The 18,153-nt window shown below is 71.4% G+C and carries 18 protein-coding genes; 13 read left to right on the top strand and 5 right to left on the bottom strand.

Annotation, left to right across the window (positions count from 1 at the left end; all coding sequences use genetic code 11):
• The first annotated feature begins 130 nt into the window (after window positions 1-130).
• Genes V8690_RS18170 through V8690_RS18195 form a run of 6 tightly spaced genes read left to right on the top strand, consistent with a single transcriptional unit; the run spans window position 131 to window position 4,314 of the window.
• Complete coding sequence (locus tag V8690_RS18170; protein WP_338780165.1) at window positions 131-580, top strand: DoxX family protein; 450 nt, start codon at window positions 131-133, stop codon at window positions 578-580.
• A complete protein-coding gene (locus tag V8690_RS18175) occupies window positions 580-1,011 on the top strand; it encodes an OB-fold domain-containing protein (protein ID WP_338780167.1) in 432 nt (143 codons plus the stop codon). Before V8690_RS18170 ends, V8690_RS18175 begins: the two co-directional genes overlap by 1 nt.
• A 30-nt stretch (window positions 1,012-1,041) precedes the next feature.
• Complete coding sequence (locus tag V8690_RS18180; RefSeq protein ID WP_338780169.1) at window positions 1,042-1,677, top strand: GNAT family protein; 636 nt, start codon at window positions 1,042-1,044, stop codon at window positions 1,675-1,677.
• Window positions 1,678-1,717: 40 nt separating this feature from the next.
• Entirely contained in the window at window positions 1,718-2,593 is an 876-nt protein-coding gene (locus V8690_RS18185) for a GNAT family N-acetyltransferase (protein WP_338780171.1), read from the top strand.
• Window positions 2,594-2,640: 47 nt separating this feature from the next.
• Entirely contained in the window at window positions 2,641-3,309 is a 669-nt protein-coding gene (locus V8690_RS18190) for a HEAT repeat domain-containing protein (protein ID WP_338780173.1), read from the top strand.
• 6 nt (window positions 3,310-3,315) lie between these two features.
• Window positions 3,316-4,314, top strand: coding sequence for a HEAT repeat domain-containing protein (locus V8690_RS18195; RefSeq protein ID WP_338780176.1), 999 nt, complete (start codon window positions 3,316-3,318; stop codon window positions 4,312-4,314).
• 53 nt (window positions 4,315-4,367) lie between these two features.
• On the opposite strand, the gene V8690_RS18200 is transcribed toward V8690_RS18195, so the two are convergent.
• The gene (locus V8690_RS18200) at window positions 4,368-5,033 is read right to left on the bottom strand and encodes a pyridoxal 5'-phosphate synthase (RefSeq protein WP_338780178.1); all 666 of its coding nucleotides are present in this window, start codon (window positions 5,031-5,033) and stop codon (window positions 4,368-4,370) included.
• Window positions 5,034-5,059: 26 nt separating this feature from the next.
• Window positions 5,060-5,485, bottom strand: coding sequence for a pyridoxamine 5'-phosphate oxidase family protein (locus V8690_RS18205; RefSeq protein ID WP_338780180.1), 426 nt, complete (start codon window positions 5,483-5,485; stop codon window positions 5,060-5,062).
• Between the two features lie 282 nt (window positions 5,486-5,767).
• Here V8690_RS18205 and V8690_RS18210 point away from each other — a divergent pair, with 282 nt between their 5' ends.
• The 5 genes from V8690_RS18210 (at window position 5,768) to V8690_RS18230 (ending at window position 13,445) form a co-directional block, all read left to right on the top strand.
• On the top strand, window positions 5,768-7,366 hold the full coding sequence (locus V8690_RS18210) for a subtype B tannase (protein ID WP_338780182.1): 1,599 nt from the start codon (window positions 5,768-5,770) through the stop codon (window positions 7,364-7,366).
• A 212-nt stretch (window positions 7,367-7,578) separates the two neighbouring features.
• Complete coding sequence (locus V8690_RS18215; protein ID WP_338780184.1) at window positions 7,579-8,778, top strand: NAD(P)/FAD-dependent oxidoreductase; 1,200 nt, start codon at window positions 7,579-7,581, stop codon at window positions 8,776-8,778.
• A gap of 984 nt (window positions 8,779-9,762) precedes the next feature.
• Window positions 9,763-11,991 carry an acetate--CoA ligase family protein gene (locus tag V8690_RS18220; protein WP_338780186.1) on the top strand — a complete coding sequence of 743 codons (2,229 nt, stop codon included), beginning with the start codon at window positions 9,763-9,765 and terminating at the stop codon, window positions 11,989-11,991.
• Complete coding sequence (locus tag V8690_RS18225) at window positions 11,988-12,782, top strand: enoyl-CoA hydratase-related protein (RefSeq protein WP_338780188.1); 795 nt, start codon at window positions 11,988-11,990, stop codon at window positions 12,780-12,782. The genes V8690_RS18220 and V8690_RS18225 overlap by 4 nt, the downstream gene beginning before the upstream one ends.
• Window positions 12,783-12,839: 57 nt before the next feature.
• Window positions 12,840-13,445, top strand: a complete 606-nt coding sequence (locus V8690_RS18230) for a flavin reductase family protein (RefSeq protein ID WP_338785393.1) — start codon at window positions 12,840-12,842, stop codon at window positions 13,443-13,445.
• Between the two features lie 15 nt (window positions 13,446-13,460).
• On the opposite strand, the gene V8690_RS18235 is transcribed toward V8690_RS18230, so the two are convergent.
• Window positions 13,461-14,588 (bottom strand): class I SAM-dependent methyltransferase, encoded by a 1,128-nt coding sequence (locus tag V8690_RS18235; protein ID WP_338780189.1) that lies wholly within the window; start codon window positions 14,586-14,588, stop codon window positions 13,461-13,463.
• A gap of 228 nt (window positions 14,589-14,816) precedes the next feature.
• Here V8690_RS18235 and V8690_RS18240 point away from each other — a divergent pair, with 228 nt between their 5' ends.
• Entirely contained in the window at window positions 14,817-15,464 is a 648-nt protein-coding gene (locus V8690_RS18240) for a DJ-1/PfpI family protein (protein ID WP_338785394.1), read from the top strand.
• Window positions 15,465-15,500: 36 nt separating this feature from the next.
• On the opposite strand, the gene V8690_RS18245 is transcribed toward V8690_RS18240, so the two are convergent.
• Window positions 15,501-16,010 (bottom strand): GNAT family N-acetyltransferase, encoded by a 510-nt coding sequence (locus V8690_RS18245; protein ID WP_338780190.1) that lies wholly within the window; start codon window positions 16,008-16,010, stop codon window positions 15,501-15,503.
• Between the two features lie 520 nt (window positions 16,011-16,530).
• On the bottom strand, window positions 16,531-16,896 hold the full coding sequence (locus V8690_RS18250; protein WP_338780191.1) for a nuclear transport factor 2 family protein: 366 nt from the start codon (window positions 16,894-16,896) through the stop codon (window positions 16,531-16,533).
• 99 nt (window positions 16,897-16,995) lie between these two features.
• Here V8690_RS18250 and V8690_RS18255 point away from each other — a divergent pair, with 99 nt between their 5' ends.
• Window positions 16,996-17,886 carry a LysR substrate-binding domain-containing protein gene (locus tag V8690_RS18255; RefSeq protein WP_338780192.1) on the top strand — a complete coding sequence of 297 codons (891 nt, stop codon included), beginning with the start codon at window positions 16,996-16,998 and terminating at the stop codon, window positions 17,884-17,886.
• Window positions 17,887-18,153: the final 267 nt, after the last annotated feature.

Raw genomic sequence — 18,153 nt, forward strand, 5'->3', positions numbered from 1 at the left:
GTCTCCAGTCGTCCGCCGAGCGCATTTCGAAGCCGTCAGTAAGCTCCGGCCGGCCTACAGGGCTTGTTGCGGCCCCCAGAACTGACGTACCGTCAGATTCGGTGTCGGGCGGCAACGCGGGAGCATGCGCATGGACACGATCTGGCTCACCGGAGCGGAATGGCTGGCCGTGCTGCGGATCGGGCTCGGGCTGTGGTGGCTGGAGAGCTGGCGGCACAAGGACCGCAAGGCCTGGTTCGAGAGGGGCAGCGGCATCGCGTGGGCGGCCGGGATAGCCGCCGAACACCGCTGGAGCGCCGTACGTTCGGGCTTCGACACCGTCGTCGCGCCCCGCCCGCGCGCGATGGGGTACGTCATCGTCTACGCGGAACTCGCGCTCGGGCTCGGCCTGATCACCGGCTTCCTCACCCCGATCGCCCTGGCGGGCGGATTCCTCCTCAACGCCCTCTACTTCACCCTCATGATCCACGACGTCGCCGAGCAGGGGCAGAACTCGATGATGGCGCTGATGTCGGTGGTCGGGCTGTTCGGGATGTCCTGGCAGACCTGGTCGCTGGACAGCGCGCTGGGGCTGTTCTGATGACCGGGCGTTTCGACCTGCCCGAACCGGACGCCTTCACCCGGACGTACTGGGACGCGGCCGCCGAGGGCCGGCTGCTGATCCGCCGCTGCCGCGCCTGCGGCCGGGCCCACCACTACCCGCGCGAGTTCTGCCCCCACTGCTGGAGCGAGGACGTCGCCTGGGAGCCCGCGAGCGGCCGCGCCACCCTCTACACCTGGTCCGTCGTCCACCGGAACGACCTGCCGCCCTTCACGGAACGCACGCCGTACGTCGCTGCCGTGGTCGACCTCGCCGAGGGGCCGCGGATGATGACGGAGGTCGTGGGGGCGGGAGAACCATCGGCGGGAGAACCGTCGGCGGGAGAGCTGTCGGCCGGGGCGGAACTGGAGGTCGCCTTCAGGGAGGGGATCCCGGTGTTCCGGGTCGTGCCGGGCGCGGTCGGCGGGTGAACCACGCGACCCACGCGCTTGAATGACCCCATGGCCCCCATACGCGGCTGGTCCCTGACCGGCCCCCTCCCGGAAATCCACGGCCGCGGCCTCCGTCTGCGCCCCTGGGACGCCACGTCCGGCTCCGACGTCGAGACATGGCTGCGCGGCCTGCGGGACCCGGAATTCCAGCGCTGGAACACCCCGCTGAGGCCGGTCACGGACCGGACGAGCGCCCAGGAGTCGCTGCGCGCGCGGGCACAGAGCGCGGCGGAGGGCACGTCCATGTCGTTCCGTGTCGCGGACGCCCGCAGTGACACGGCACTGGGCCACATCGGCGTCAACGAGATCAAGTACCACCTGAAGGTCGCCCGCGTCGGCTACTGGGTGCTCCCCGAGGCCCGCGGCCAGGGCGTCGCCACCCGGGCCCTTCTGCTCGCCGCCCACTGGGCCTTCACCGAACTCGGCCTGCACCGGCTGGAACTGGACCATTCCGTCGGCCACGACGTCTCGTGCCGGATCGCCGGGCGGTGCGGATTCGCGTACGAGGGAACCCTGCGCGGGGCGATCTTCGAGGAGGGCCGGCACGACGCGTTCCGGGACGCCCACCTGCACGCCCGGCTGGCGACGGATCCGGAACCAAGAAAGGCTTCGGAGCCAGGTGCGGGACGAGAGGCCGGGGCGTAATTCGGAGGTGCGGGCCGGAGCGCACGCGGCACGATGGGGCATGCGCACCGACGGCTGGCACCTCACCCAGGACCTCGACGCCTTCCTGACCCGAGCCGGCGCCTTCCTCCACTCCCGACCGGCTCTCCACACCCTCCCATTGGCCGTGACGGAGAACCTGCGTACCCGCGGCCGGCACATCTACGGCGACGGAGTACCGGAGTTCGGCGCGCTGGAACGCGACGGCGTGGTCCGGGCGACGTTCTTCCGCACACCACCGCACCGGCTGAACCTCACCGCCCTGACGGCCGGGGAAGCCGATGCGCTGGCCGCACGGCTGGCCGCCCGCGGGCAACGTCTGCCCGGCGTGCAGGCCGACCGCGACACCGCCACGGCCTTCGCCGAGGCCTGGCAGCGGCACACGGGCGCCACGGCCACCCTCCGAGAGCGCAATCGGCTCTACCGGCTCGGCACCCTGACCGTGCCCGGTCCCCTGCCGCCCGGCGGTCCCCGCATCGCCGGTGAGGCGGACCGGCAGCAACTCGTCCGCTGGCACGACGAGTTCGTCGCAGCCGTCGGCTCGGGCGTCTTCCGGGACGCCGCCGAGTGGGCGGACGCCCGCATCGCGCAGGGCGGCATCACGTTCTGGGAGACCCCCGACGGCACCCCCGCCGCCATGGCCGGAACGACCCCCCAGGTCGCCGGCCAGATCCGCGTCGCCCCCGTCTACACCCCGCCCCGCCTCCGCGGCCGAGGCTACGCGGGCGCCGCCACGGCCGAGGTCAGCCGCGCCGCCCTGGCCGCCGGGGCGCAGGAGGTGCTCCTCTTCACGGACCTGTCGAACCCGACCAGCAACGGCCTGTACCAGCGGATCGGGTACCGGCCTGTGGCGGACTTCGCGGTGTACGACTTCACAGGGCAGTCCGCGCCCGCTTGACCTTGACACAGTGGCAAGGCCTTCACTGTGGCGAGGAGGTGGTCCCGATGACGATGCCGGAACAGGACACGGATACGGTTCGAGGTCTCCGGGCGCTGGAGGACAGCCGTTCGTCCGTGCGGCTGCGGGCAGCGATGGCGGTCGGCACGGCCCCTGACCCACGGTTCATCGGCAAGCTCGTCGAACGATGCGCGATCGAGCCGGAGTTCTACGTCCGCGACATGCTGACGTGGGCGCTCACCCGCCACCCGGCATCGATGACGGTCCCCGGGCTTCTCGACGAACTCCGCTCGGAGCGTGCGCAGGCACGGAGCCAGGCGTTGCACACACTGTCCAAGATCGGGGACCGGCAGGCGTGGCCGGCGATCACACGGGCGCTGCTGACCGACTCCGACGACGAGGTGGCGCGGAGCGCCTGGCGGGCGGCGGTCGTACTCGTGCCCGAAGGTGAAGAGGCGGAACTGGCCGGGGTGCTGGCGACACAGCTCGGGCGAGGCGAGCGTGAGACACAGTTGAGCCTCAGCCGGGCGCTGATCGCACTCGGTGAGGGGATCGCGCCGACCCTGCGCACGGCGACGGCGGATCCCGACCCTCGCGTGCGCGCGCACGCGGTCGCCACGGAACGGCTGTTGCGCGACCCGGATGCGGGATTCGAGTTCGCGACCGAGGAGGCGAAGCGCGTCGTGGCCCTCGGCACGACCGGCCAGGAGGAGTGACAGGCAGTGTTGATCGGTGATGTGGCACGGCGGTCCGGGGTCAGCGCCCGCATGCTCAGGCACTACGAATCGCTCGGCCTGGTGCGGCCGACGGGTCGTACCGGCGCCGGCTATCGCGAGTACTCCGGCGAGGACATCCGGCGGATCTTCCATATCGAGAGCCTGCGGTCGTTGGGGCTGTCGCTGCGTGACGTCGGGCGCGCGCTCGATGATCAGGGCTTCACGCCCGCAGAGCTCGTCGACGACCTCATCCGCCAGACGCGGGAACGCATCGCGGCCGAGACGGAGCTGCTGACGCGACTCAGCCGGATCGGTGCCGCGGAACCCGCCGGCTGGGAGGACGTCCTACAGATCGTCGCGCTGCTCCAGGCGCTGGGGTCGAAGAGCGCCGGGACGCGCCAGCGCGCGGCCTTGTCCTCGGTCGACGAGGTTCCGGTGGAAGCACTGGTCGAGGCGGCGCTGAGCGAGACGGACCCGAATGTCGCCGGAGCCCTTCGCTGGGCCTTGGCGCGATCGGGCGACGGCGGACTGGCACTGCTGGCGGAGGGCCTCGGCGCACCGGAAGCCGAGGTGCGCAAACGTGCCGTCCAGTCCATCGCCGAGATTCCGAACGACAAGGCCACCGCACTGCTGCGGGACGCACTCGCGCACCCCGACCTCGTGGTCCGCAGGTATGCGGCTCTGGCGCTCGGGGCACGTGGCGTGGCCGACGCGGTCCCGACGCTCATCGACATGATCGTCGAGGAGACGAACGACATCGACGCGGCCGACGCGCTGAGCGCGCTGGCGGATGATTGCGCGTCGGCGGATCAGATCGCTGCCAGGCTCGTCGACTGCCTCGCCCCCGGCACCGTCGACTCGTCCGCGCGTCGACGGCTGGCACAGGCGCTCGCCGACATCCCGGGCATCACGGCGTCACGTGCCCTCGCAGAGCTGTCACATGACGAGGACCGTGCCGTTGCGCTGACCGCGACATACATTCTCGGGATCCGCGACGCGAGATGACGGAACGTCCGATCCGGGTCTCCCCGGGCGACACCGCGGAACCTCAAGTCCCTTCAAGGCCACAGCAGTTCCCGGGTCCACCCTTCCTCCGTGCTCCGGTAGCGGAGTCGTACGTGCCGCCGTGCCGCGTCTCCCTGGAAGAACTCCACCTCCTCCGGCCGCAGCCGGTACAAGGTCCAGGACGGTACGGGAGCCTCCGGCTCACTCCGCGCCCGCTCCCACGCCGACTCCGAGGCCCGTGCCAACTCCTCCACCGAGCCCAGGATCTCGCTCTGGCGGCCGGTCAGCGCCGCGGCCAGCGCGCCCGTCGAGCGGGCGTGCAGGTCGCCCTGGGCCTCCTCGGACGGGGCCGCCGACACCGGGCCGCGGACCCGTACCTGCCGGCCGAGGACCGGCCAGTACAAGCCGAGGGCGGCGTACGGGCGGGCCGCGAGATGGCGGCCCTTGCGGCTGCCGGCGTGGGACGCGAAGGACCAGCCGGTCTCATCCGCGCCGTGCAGCATGACGATCCGTACGTCGGGCAGGCCGGACTCGTCGGAGGTCGCCAGCGACATCGTGTGCGGCTCGGTCTGCCCGGCCGCCACCGCCGCCGCGAACCACTCGGTGAAGAGGGGCAGCGGGGCGGCGGGGGCGGTCGTGGGGTCGAAGGAGGGGAGTCGCGTGACCTGCGGGTCCCAGACCCGCAGGGACCTCAGCAGCTCGTGAAGATCCGTTGCCATCCCCCGATTGTCACCCGGAGCGCTCCTCACACCTGCCCGAGGTCCGACGACACCCACCGCTCCGGCCGCATCCGCAGCACCAGCTGGTCTCCGTGGTTCTTCCAGGAGAAGTCGACGTAGTCGTCGACCTTGTCGGCCGGCAGATAGCGCGCCGACATCTCACGGAGCTGGTCGAGGGTGGCGGGGGCCGTGTCGACGACCGGGCCCTCGACCGACACGTACCGGATCGTCGGCTCGAGCCGGTCCACCATCAGCGAGAACCGGCCTGCCGCGCTGATCAGTCCGTACTTGCGGGAGTCGAGGGCGGTCAGGATCCATGTGTCGCCGCCGGGCTCGTACTGGTACCAGATTGGCACGGTCAGCGGCGCGCGGCCCGGCCCCGCGTCGACCGCCAGTGCGGCGATGTGCGGCTCGGCCAGGAACTGTTCGCGCTCTTCGCGGGTCAGGGCCATGTCGGTCTCCTTCGCAGGGGCCGTTCCGTCTCCATCGCGTCATCTCAACACCGGTTCTACGCCCGGGTGTTCCTTCGCCGAGCGCGGCCGTGAGGGCCGGTCGTGCGCAACCGGAGGAAGTCGCCTGTGAGTTCACCGTGAAACTGTGCGTCACCCATGAATGGGACGGAATTGTTGGCAATTCTGTCGGCCACTTACTACGTTCACTACCGCAAGCCGGGACCAGCAGCAGTACGAAGAGGTGGCAACGTGAAGCACAGGGCAGTCAGGCGCAGGAGCGTCATGTTGGGGCTCGGGGCGACCGCCGGTGTCGCCGCTGTCGGCGGGATCGCCCTGAGCGCGCAGGCGTCGAGCGGGACGGGTGCTGCCAGCGGCTCGGCGTCCGCCTCCCGCGGCCTGGTCTTCGACGAGGACGGCTACACGACCCTCTCCACGACCATCGCGGACGCGAACGGCGACGACCACGAGGTGACCTACCGCTTCTGGAAGGCCGTCACCTATGTCGCCGAGCCGGTCGACGAGACGTACCAGAGCCTGAACGTCAGCGTGCCCGTGAAGATCGACGGCAGGTCCGTCGACGCGAGCGGCGCGCCCATCCTCTTCGCCAACTCCGTCGGCGGCTACATGCCCTCGTCCGTGGCGGACGCCACCGGCGTGGGCGGTGGCGGGATGACCGGCACCCCCGGTGGCGCCGCGTCACCGAGCGCCTCCGCGAGCGGCTCGGGCGAGGTGCAGTCCGGCGGCAACGGGATGGTGGACGCCCAGGGCGGGATGGTCAGTCTGCCGAAGCTGGCGCTGGCCGCGGGGTACGTGGTCGTGGAGCCGGGCGCCCGCGGCCGGACGCTGAAGAACTCCGCCGGCGAGTACTACGGCACCGCCCCGGCCGCGATCGTCGACCTGAAGGCAGCCGTCCGCTACGTCCGCGCCAACAAGGGCCGTATCCCGGGCGACACCGACCGGATCGTCTCCTCCGGCACCAGCGCGGGCGGCGCCCTGTCCGCGCTGCTCGGCGCCTCCGGCGACAGCCCCCTCTACGACACCTACCTGAAGGAACTCGGCGCTGCCGACGCCTCCGACGCCATCTTCGCCACCGGCGCCTGGTGCCCGATCACCGACCTGGAGCACGCCGACGGCGCCTACGAGTGGAACTGGGGCACCAACGTCACCCAGGGCACCGGCAAGGTCGTCGACCAGACGGTGTCGAAGGAACTCGTCGCGCAGTTCGCCGAGTACCAGGCCTCCCTCCGGCTGCGCGGCCTGAACGGCTTCGGCACGCTCACCGCCCGCAACTACGACACGTACCTGCTCAAGCAGTACCTGGAGCCCTCGGCCACGACCTACCTCACGTCCCTGTCGGAGTCCGACCGCGCCTCCTACCTGGCCGAGAACGCCTTCATCACCTGGAAGAACGGCAAGGCCGGCTTCACCTGGGCCGACTTCCTCACCCACGTCGGCGCCCGCAAGAAGACCACCCCGGCCTTCGACGCCTTCGACCTGTCCGCGGGCGAGAACAACCTCTTCGGCACGGGCACCACCGAGAAGCGCCACTTCACCGCGTACAGCCTGAAGCACGACACCACCGGCGCCACCGGCAAGCGGCTCGACGGCGACATCCCGGCGAAGCTGCGGCTGATGAACCCGATGCCCTTCCTGACCGGGTCCCGGCCGAACGCCCACCGCACCAAGCACTGGTGGATCCGCCTCGGCACCAAGGACTCCGACACCTCGCACACCGTCTCCGCCAACCTCGCCGCCGCCGCAGCCGCGCTGGGCGACGAGGTCAGCCACCTCTACTACTGGGACGAGGGACACGGCGCGAACACCGACCCGGGCGACTTCATCCGGTGGATCGCCAAGGTGACCGGCTACCGCGCCCGGTAGCCCACACAGGACCGCGGCCTCCGACCTGCCCGTCGGCGTCGGAGGCCGCGCCCCAGGCAGGAACGGTCCGTCAGCAACGATCACCGGCTCGCCACAACCAGGCCCACTACGCCACCGGCTCCACCCCGTCCCCCTACAGCCGTGATCAATCCGAAACCAATTCCGGTCTTGACCGAGACCCATCAAGCGAACTCGTGGCTACGCTCCCGCTCATGGCCGACTCCACACCGCCCACACCCTCCTCCGCGCATCCCCCACCCGACCGCCCCGTCTACGTCATCGGCGGCGGCCCCGGAGGTCTCTCCGCCGCGTACGCGCTGCGGGCCCGGGGCATACGGGCCGTCGTCCTGGAGAAGTCCGACCGCGTCGGGGCGTCCTGGCGAGGCCACTACGACCGGCTGCACCTGCACACCACCCGCCGCCTGTCGTCCCTGCCGGGGCTGCCGATGCCGCGCCGGTTCGGGCGGTGGGTGTCCCGGGACAACGTGGTGCGGTACCTGGAGAAGTACGCCGAGCACCACCGGCTCGAAGTCGTCACCGGCGTCGAGGTGTCCCGTATCGAGCGGGCACCCGACGGCACGGGCTGGCTGCTGCACGCCACCGGGGGCCGGGAGCTGACCGGCGCGGCGGTCGTCGTCGCCACCGGCCACAACCACACGCCCCGCGTGCCCGACTGGCCCGGCCGCGACACCTACACCGGCGAGTTCCTGCACGCCTCCGCCTACCGCAACGCCGAGCCCTTCGCCCGACGAGAGGTCCTCGTCGTGGGCGCAGGCAACACCGGAGCCGAGATCGCCGTCGACCTGGCGGACGGCGGCGCCCGGGTACGGCTGTCCATCCGCACCGTCCCGCACATCGTGCGCCGCTCGACCGCGGGCTGGGCCGCGCAGTACTCCGGCGTCATGGCACGGCACCTGCCGGTCGGCCTCGTCGACCGGATGGCCCGGCAGATGGGCAGACTGAGTGTGCCCGATCTGTCCGCCCACGGCCTGCCGCGCCCCGACACCGGCCTCTGCACCCGGGTCACCGAGGGCGCCATCCCCGTCCAGGACGTCGGCCTGATCGACGCTGTGCGCAAGGGCAGGGTGGAGGTCGTGGCCGCCGTGGAGGGCTTCGAGGACGGCAAGGTCCTGCTCGCCGACGGCACCCGCCTCTCCGCGGACGCCGTCGTCGCGGCCACCGGCTACACCCGGGCCCTGGAGGGCCTCGTCGGCCACCTCGACGTACTCGACGCCCGCGGCAGGCCCGTCGCCCAGGGCCCCCGCAGCCCGCGGACCGCCCCCGGCCTGTACTTCACCGGCTTCACCAACCCGATCAGCGGCATGTTCCGCGAGATGGCGATCGACGCGGTGAAGATCGCGAAGGCCATCGCGCGGGACGGTTCGGGGAGGGTGTCGCGACTGCCGGGTTAGGCAGTTCGGCGCACCCGGCGTCCCGTGCCGTCACCTCCGCTCCTCCTGCCCCTCCCACCGGCCCGGAGGATGGCCGGGAAGCGTCTGGTCGGCCACCAGGCCGTAGTGGTCGCTCGCGTACACCCCGTCCACCGGCTGCACCAGGACTCGACGGCATGCGGAGACATGCAGAGTGGGGCCGTGGGGACGGCACCGGAGCAGGATGTAGTCGATCCGACGCCTCGGGCATGTCACCCTGCCGTACGAGCGGGTTGGCAAGGCTGAACGTGGGCCCCGGTTCCCCGGCGTGCACGGCCGGCCAGGTGTCCTGGAAGCAGATGCTCATGCCGTCGAGCAACTGGAGTGCCTGGAGGAACCGCAGGCTGGCAGCCTCGGGGGTCGCGTCGAAGTCGCCGAGCAGGACGGTGTGGCGCACGGGGCGCTCGGCGGTGACGCCGTCCACGAGCCGGGCGGTGGCGAGCGCCTGCACCTCCCGTTCGTGCTCGTAGCCGTAGGGCCGGCTCGGCTTGTGATGCACGACGAGGATCGTGCCGAAGGGTTCGGGAAGCCGTAGCTCGGCGGCGACGACTCCGCACCAGCTGGTGTGCGCCGTGCGCTCGGTCACCTGGAGCGGGTCCGTCACGGTGTGCCCGAAAGGGCGGCGGGCAGCCAGTACGGCCCCCACACCGTCAAAGGACCAGCGCGGATGGGGAACGACGTGCCGGCCTGCGTCGGCGAGGGTCGCCACGTCCTCGGGAGTGACTTCCTGGAGCGCGAGCACGTCCGGGTCCTGGCTCTGGATCTCCCTCGCCAGGACCGCCCGCCGGCTCGCGCCGTCGGCGTACTGCGGTGCCAGCACGTTCATGGTCATCAACCGCATACCGGCGCTCCCTCACTCTCACTCAGCGGAAACTTCGCTCGTCCACAACCATTCCTGACATCACGCCGGTTCGGATAACCTGACAGAGCGTCAGTTAACGCTGTCTCACAGGAGCGGGCGGAACGATGCTTGGATCGACCCACGGCACCCTCACCACCGACTCCCGCCGGGCCCGGGCCATCGCCTGTGGCGAGCGGTCCGGGCCCCTCGTGCACGGCAGGCCGGCCCAGCTGGGAGACCTCGACGTCAGCGGGCGTCCGCTGCACGCCGACGTACCCGACCTGGACCGCTTCTTCCGCCCGCAGTCCGTCGCCGTGATCGGCGCGTCCGATGCCGAAGGGCGCCCCCGCACCGGCGTCACGAGGCAACTGGCCGACTGGGCCGAGCGGGTCGGCGCCCGGCTGTATCCGGTGCATCCGAGCCGGCCGACCGTCTTCGGCATGCCCTGCTGCCCTTCCGTCGCGGACCTGCCCGAACAGGTCGACCTGGCCGTGGTGCTGGTCGGCGACCCCCTCCCGGTAGTCCAGGAACTGGCCGAGGCCAAGGCACGGTTCGCGGTCGTCTTCGCCTCCGGGTTCGCGGAGACCGGGGAGGCGGGCGCCGCCGCCCAGCGGCGACTGGCCGCCGCCGTCGAGCGGTCCGGGATGCGGCTGCTGGGCCCCAACACCAACCTCAACGCCTTCGAGCGGTTCCGTGACGACCTGGAGGGGCCGGCGATCGCGCTGATCACCCAGTCCGGCCACCAGGGCCGGCCCGTCTTCACCCTCCAGGAACTCGGCATCCGGCTCTCCCACTGGGCGCCCACCGGCAACGAGGCCGACCTGGAGACCGCCGACTTCCTCTCCTACTTCGCCGAGCGGCCCGAGGTCGGCGCCATCGCCTGCTACCTGGAGGGGCTGAAGGACGGCCGCTCCTTCCTGCTCGCCGCCGACCGGGCCGCCCGGCGCGGCGTGCCGGTCGTCGCGGTCAAGGTGGGCCGCACCGAGACCGGCGCCCGCACGGCCGCCTCCCACACCGGCAAGCTGACCGGCGCGGACGCGGTGGTGGACGCGGCGCTACGGCAGTACGGCGTGATCCGCGTCGACGGCCTGGACGAACTCCAGGACACGGCCGCCCTGTTGGCCCGGGCCCGCCCGCCACGCGCCGACGGGGTCGTCGTCTACTCGATCTCCGGCGGCACGGGCGCGCACGTGGCCGACCTGGCGACCGAGGCGGGCCTGCGGCTGCCGGTCCTGTCCGAGGCCAGACAGGCCGGGCTGCACCAGTGGATACCCGAGTACCTGAGCGTCGCCAACCCCGTCGACAACGGCGGTCACCCGGTCGGCGACCAGCGCGGCCGGAAGATCATCGACGCCCTCCTCGACGACCCCGAGGTGGGCGTGCTGATCTGCCCGATCACCGGGCCGTTCCCTCCGCTCAGCGACCGGCTCGTCCGGGACCTGGTGGACGCGGCGGAGCAGACGGACAAGCTGGTGTGCGTGGTGTGGGGCTCGCCGGCCGGCACCGAGCCGGCCTACCGCGAGGTCCTGCTCGGCTCCGCCCGCGTGGCCACCTTCCGCACGGTCGGCAACTGTCTCACCGCCGTCCGCGCCTACCTCGGCCACCACCGCTTCACGACCGGCTACCGCTCCCCCTTCGACGACGCTCCGCGCACCCCCTCGCCGTCCTACCGCAAGGCCCAGGCGCTCATGCGACCCGGCGAGCAGCTCAGCGAGCACGCGGCGAAGCAGCTGCTGCGGGCGTACGGCATCCGCGTGCCGCGCGAGCAGTTGGTGACCAGCGCGGCGGCGGCCGTACGGGCGGCGGGGCCGGTGGGCTACCCGGTGGTGATGAAGGCCTCGGGCGCCCGGATCGCCCACAAGACCGAACTGGGCCTCGTGAAGATCGGGCTCACCTCGGCGAGCCAGGTCCGCGACGCCTACCGGGAGCTGACCGACATCGCCCGCTACGAGGATGTCCCGCTGGACGGCGTACTGGTCTGCCAGATGGTCGAGCAGGGCGTCGAGATGGTCGTCGGCGTCACGCACGACGACCTGTTCGGGCCGACCGTGACCGTCGGGCTCGGCGGCCTGCTCGTGGAGGTCCTGCGCGACACGGCCGTAGGTGTGCCGCCGTTCGGTGAGGAGCGGGCGCGGGAGATGCTCGCCGGGCTGCGCGGGCGGGCGCTGCTCGACGGGGTCCGGGGGCGGCCACCGGCGGACCTGGACGCACTCGTCGAGGTCGTCCTGCGCGTGCAGCGCATGGCGCTGGAACTCGGCGACCAGCTGGCGGAGTTGGACATCAACCCGCTCATGGTCCTGCCGCGGGGGCAGGGCGCGGTGGCGCTGGACGCGCTGGCGGTGTGCGGCCGATGACGGAACCCGCCGTTCTGCACACGACGGGTGACCACGTCCTGTCCCTCACCCTCAACCGGCCCGAGACCCTCAACGCCCTCACACCCGACCAGCGGGACGAGATCGTCCGACTCCTGTCGGAGGCGTCCGCCTCGGCGGAGGTACGAGCGGTCGTGCTCACGGGAACGGGCCGCGGCTTCTGCGTCGGCGCGGACCTCAGGGGCACCGCAGCCACGACCGGCGAGCGCGCCGCCGGCGATGTCGCCCGCACCCTCCGCACCGGCGCCCAGCGCCTGATCGCCGCCGTCCTGGACTGCGAGAAGCCGGTGATCGCGGCGGTCAACGGCACGGCGGCCGGGCTGGGCGCGCATCTCGCGTGGGCCTGCGATCTCGTCCTGGCCGCCGAGTCGGCCCGTTTCATCGAGGTGTTCGTACGACGCGGACTGGTACCGGACGCCGGCGGCGCCTACCTCCTCCCCCGCCTCATCGGCCCGCAGCGCGCCAAGGAGCTGATGTTCTTCGGCGACGCGCTCACGGCGGCCGACGCGGAGCGGATGGGGTTGGTGAACCGGGTCGTCCCGGACGGCGACCTGGACAAGACGGCCCGCGCATGGGCCGAACGCCTCGCCACCGGCCCGACCCGCGCCCTCGCCCTGACCAAGCAGCTCGTCAACGCCTCCCTCGACGCCGACCGCGCCACCGCCTTCGCCGCCGAGGCCGCCGCGCAGGAGATCAACATGACGACGGCGGACGCGCGGGAGGGCGTGCGGAGCTTCGTGGAGCGGCGGAGCGCGGTCTACAAGGGCCACTGACCCTTCCCATCTGACACACCGTCAGCTTCAATGGGGGCTGTGATGGGACAAGCAGGAATGGCCGAAGCCGCCGTCCGCTACCTCAGGTCGGCCCGCACACCCGCCCCGGAGCCCGTCGAAGCGCTGCCGCGCCCCGAGTTGCGGTGCGTCGGCGAGGACGAGCGCGCTCCTCTGGACCCGGCGGAGTTCCGCCGCGTCCTCGGAAACTTCGCGACGGGCGTGGCCGTCATCACGGCACCACCACCCGCCGCCACCGACGGCTCCCCCGCCGGCTTCGCCTGCCAGTCCTTCACGTCCCTCTCCCTCGATCCACCGCTGGTCGCCTTCATGGTCGGCCGGACATCGACGACGTGGCCGCGTATCGCCCGCGCCGGGGTGTTCTGCGTGAACGTCCTGGCCGCCCACCAGGCCGAGCTGTGCCGCGCCTTCGCGGTGAGCGGTGCGGACAAGTTCGCGGGTGTGGCCTACGACGCGGCACCGGCGTCCGGCGCGCCGCGCCTGCCGGGTGCCGTCGCCTGGATCGACTGCGCGATCCACGCCGTCCACACCGGCGGCGACCACCTCATCGTGGTCGGCCGGGTGGACGCCCTCGGCACGGCCGCCGACGATCCGGACGGGCCGCTGCTCTTCCACCGAGGCCGCTTCGCGCGGCTGTCGGACTGATCGAGCCGGTACGGATCAGGCGACGGCCAGCCGCCACAGGGACGTGACCTCGGCGGCCCGTACGGCGTGCAGCGGATCGCCCGTGTCCCGCACGCGCGCGTGGCGCGGGCGGGTGTCCAGACGGTCGACGACCCGCAGCCCCGCCGCCTCGACGGCGGTCAGCAGCTCGGTCCGGCTGCGCAACCCGAGGCGCTCGGCCAGGTCGGACAGCACGAGCCAGCCCTCACCACCCGGCTCCAGCCGGTCTGCGAGCCCGTCGAGGAACCCGTGCAGCATGCCGCCGCCCGCGTCGTAGACACCGAGGTCCAGATCGGAGGCGGGGCGGGCGGGGATCCAGGGCGGGTTGCACACCACCAGGTCGGCACGTCCCTCGGGGTACAGCTCGGGCCCGGTGACGCGGACCGCCCGCCCGAGCCCCAACCGCCCTACGTTGTCCCGCGCACACGCCCGCGCCCGCGCGCTGACGTCCGTGGCCACGACCCGCCCGACACCCCGCCGGGCGAGCACGGCGGCGAGCACTCCGGTGCCCGTGCCCAGGTCGAACGCCGTACGCACACCACCACCGCGCGGCAGCGGCGCCCGGGCGACCAGATCGACGTATTCACCCCTCGTCGGCGCGAACACCCCGTAGTGCGGATGAACCCGCGCGCCCAGCGCCGGAACATACACCCCCTTCTCCCGCCACTGCCGGGCACTGATCACGCCCAGCAGTTCGGTGAGGGCGACGGCCATGGGCCACATGGTCCCGTCGGACGGCCCGTACGCCTCGCTACACGCCAGCCGCACGTCAGGCGCACGGCGCAGAGCCAGTACGTGCTCCTCCTCCAGCAGCACGAGCAACTTGCCGAGCACGCGCGCACGGTGAGCACGGAACCGGCGGTACAGCCGGAAGGTCTCGGCCGGCGTGCCCGCCGCGCCGGGCGCGGCCCGGCCGACCCGGCGGTCCATCGCGCGCAGCAACTGGCGGGCATTCTGGAAATCCCCGCGCCACAGCAACGCGGTGCCCTCACAGGCCAGACGGTAGGCGACAGCGGCCCGCATCCGGTCGTCGGCGACGACGACCCGTCGGGGCAGGGGCAGCCCGGACTCAGAATGCCAGCGGGCGGAACGGGGTTGAGCCTCGATCCAGCGGATCGTGGACATGGCGGACTCCTCGGAAGGTCGAGCGTGAACGAACCTGCGACGTCACGACGACCACGTCACCGAGGACCATGCCGAGTGTCATCAACTGACCTTTCCGGGGGGCGAAGAAGCAGCCGGGTTCAGGATAGGCCGACCGCGCATGCGTACGGGCGGAAAGCGACCGCGCCCACCCCGTCGCCGGGCGACGGCATGCCATCATCCGCCGATGGGCTCTCGGAAGGAGTGGTGATGCAGGTAGCCGTTGTGACCTTCGACGGGTTCAACGAGATCGACAGCTTCATGGCTTCCACGCTGATCAACCGGTGCCGTAAGGGCGGCTTGGAAGCCTTCATCACCACACCGACGCCGGTGGTCACCTCCATGAACGGCGTCGAGGTGGCCGGACAGCGCCCGATGGAGTTCGTGACCGAGGCCGGCGTCGTGCTGATCGGCAGCGGGGTGAAGACGCGAGACGTGGTCGCCGACGACCAGCTGATCTCCCGGCTGCCGCTCGACCCTTCGCGGCAGGTGATCGGTGCGCAGTGCTCCGGTGCGCTGGTGCTCGCCCGGCTCGGGTTGCTGGACGGCATGCCCGCTTGCACCGACCTGAAGAGCCGGCCGTTCGTCGAAGCCTGTGGCGTCACCGTGCTGGACGCGCCGTTCCATACGGAGGGGAACATCGCGACGGCGGGCGGCTGTCTGGCGTCTCAGTACCTCGCCACGTGGGTGATCACCCGAGTACTCGGGGAGGACGCCGCGCGCGCCGTCATCGACTACGTGGCTCCGGTCGGCGAGAACGAGGAGACTGTCACGCGCGCCATGCGGGCCGTCCACGCGGGCGTGGCCGCACTGCGCCGACGCCCCGCGATCAGCCTTTCGCGCTCGGTGCGATCCTGACGACTCTCAGCGCCCGAGGTCGCCTGCCCCTCCGTTCTACAGGGCCGGGGTCTGGTGGCGGACTGCCGGGGCCTGGGCGGCGAGTTCCCCGAGTGGTTCACCGCTCAGCCGGCATACCGTCCACTCGTCCAGCAGTTCCACGCCGAGCGACTTGTAGAAGTCGATCGTCGGCTCGTTCCAGGCCAGGACCCACCACTCGAACCGCTCGTAGCCGTTCTGTTGACAGACCGCGGCCAGGGAGGCGAGCAGAGCCTTGCCGTGTCCTCCGCCTCGGGCGTGCGGCCTTACGTAGAGGTCCTCCAGGTGCATGCCGCGCGTGCCGGTCCAGGTCGAGAAGCGGGGGAACCACAGGGCATAACCCACGGCCTGCCCCGTCTCGTCGTCCTCAGCGATCAGCGCGTAGGCAGCGGGATGTTCCCCGAACAGCCCCTCGTGGAGCTGCTCCTCGGTCGCTCGGGCCTGCTCGGCGGCCCGTTCGTACTCGGCGAGTTCACGGATCATCGCGCGGATCTCCGCGATGTCGTCGACAGTGGCGGCCCGGATCATGCCGGAGATCATCGATCACCGTAGCCGTGCGGGGCAAGCTCGGCGATGCCGCCTCGCTGAAAAGGGCGTGGCGTAGTAGCCGCCATCGACGACGGCAACGACATCGAAGGCGTTCGCTCATACCCGGGGGCAGCTTCGCCAAGGGCCGGACAGAGGTCAGTGCTTTGCGTCCGCAGGAAAGCCGTCTGCGAGCCGGTCGCGCGGCAGAATCACGTCGCGCGCGAGCACCCGGAGAAGAGCACGGGCCTCTACGCGTGTCCCATGGCCGGGACAACACCGCCACGTGCTCGTTCGACGAACTCGCGGGTTTCGCGGTTGAATTGGCCATGACGACGTCCCAGCCTGTGTGACTGGAACACCGACTTGGTCGCGAAGTCGTCGACACCGAGCAGTGCGAACAGGGCGCGGCGCTGCTCGGGCCAGTCGGCTGCGAGATCTGGGGCCATCCCATGGCATCGAGGCAGCCCCTCGCGATCCACCCACAGTCTTCCGGTCCCGCGAACTCACAGGGTCGAGGAACTCAGCGATCGGGCAGGACGAACTCGGGCTGGTCGAGCAGGCGCAGCCAGCTTCCGTCAGGCTGGCGCCGGACGACCTGTGCCCGGGCGCCGGCCCCGTCCTTCGGCGGGGTCGAGGTGAGGGCGATGTCGCCGCTGACCAGGGTCGGCAGCGGTTGTTCCGGCTCGAAGTGGGGACGGTTGGCCAGCACCTTCTCCCACAGCGCACGGATCGCCTCCCGGCCCACCGTCTGCTCGCCGGGCGGGTACGCCAGCACCGCATCCTCTTCGTACAGTGCGGCGACCCCGGCCGCGTCACCGGCGTTGGAGCGTTCGACGAACAAGCGGGTGATGTCTTCGGGCCGCATGGCCTTCTCGTACTCCGGCACGGGTTACCTCCTGACGTCGGGCTTCAGCGCTCCCCACCCTGGCCATCCGTCGACCAGAAGTCCAACAGATGGTTCTTATGGAAACTAGAATTGTCAGTCATGGAAATGAGGCAGTTGGAATACTTCGTCGCAGTTGCCGAAGAACAGAACTTCACCCGGGCGGCCGAGCGGGTCCACATCAGCCAGTCCGGCGTCAGCGCTCAGATCCGCCGACTGGAACGCGAACTCGGCGCCGAGCTGTTCCACCGGTCAGCGCGCACCGCCACCCTCACTGTCGCGGGAAAGGCCGCGCTCGAACACGCCCGCGTTGCGCTCGCCGCAGCCGATGCGGTCGGCCAGGCGGTGGGTGAGGTGACCGACCTGATCCGAGGTCGGCTCACGGTCGGGATGGTCATCGGTTGCACCATCACGCCGCTGTTCGACGCCCTGGCCACCTTCCACCGAGCGCATCCGGGTGTGGAGATCTCACTGCTGGAGGACAACTCCGACCGGCTCGTCGAGTGGGTACGTGCCGGCACCATCGACCTGGCTCTCATCGGGACCGCAGCCGCCACTCCCCACGGGCTGGACGCGCTGACCATCATCAGCGAGCGGCTCGTCACAGCAGTTCCGGCCGGACATCCCCTGGCGAAACAGCGGCGGGTCACTCTGCGCGACCTGGCGGCCTACCCCATCGTGTGCATGGCCCCCGGCACCGGACTGCGCACCGTGTTCGACCGTGCCTGCGCAGCACAGAGCCTCCAACCCGCGATCGCACTGCAAGCCGGCTCCGCTGATGCCATTGCCGACCTCGCCGCCCGCGGGCTCGGCGTCGCCATCCTCAGCGACTCGATGGCCGCGAACTACCGCGACCGGCTCACCGCCCGCACCATCGACGACGTCGAAACACCAGCGTTGCTCGCGCTGATCTGGAAGAGCCCGCAAAGCCCCGCCCTGCGTGAGCTGCTCTCGCACAGCCGACAAGCATTCACCAAGCCCGACGCTGCGTAACACGGCGAACTCCACGGAAGGTCGACCCGTCTGCCATCTCGGCGCAGCCCTATCGCTCGCCACCGCACCAGCCACCGCCGATCGCCGCTTGTCCCTTCCGGCCTGCTCGCGAGGTGCGACCGCGCCCGCCCATCGCCGAGCGCCACACAGCCGACGGAGAGACCAACGCCCCCTGGCCACGCGCCTCCGGGCCGCTCGCTCGCCTCTTCCACGTGCTGGAGCGGCTTGGGTCAAGGGCCGGCCGCAGGCCGATCACCGAAGGCGACG

The organism is Streptomyces sp. DG1A-41, from assembly GCF_037055355.1.
Taxonomy (GTDB): Bacteria; Actinomycetota; Actinomycetes; order Streptomycetales; family Streptomycetaceae; genus Streptomyces.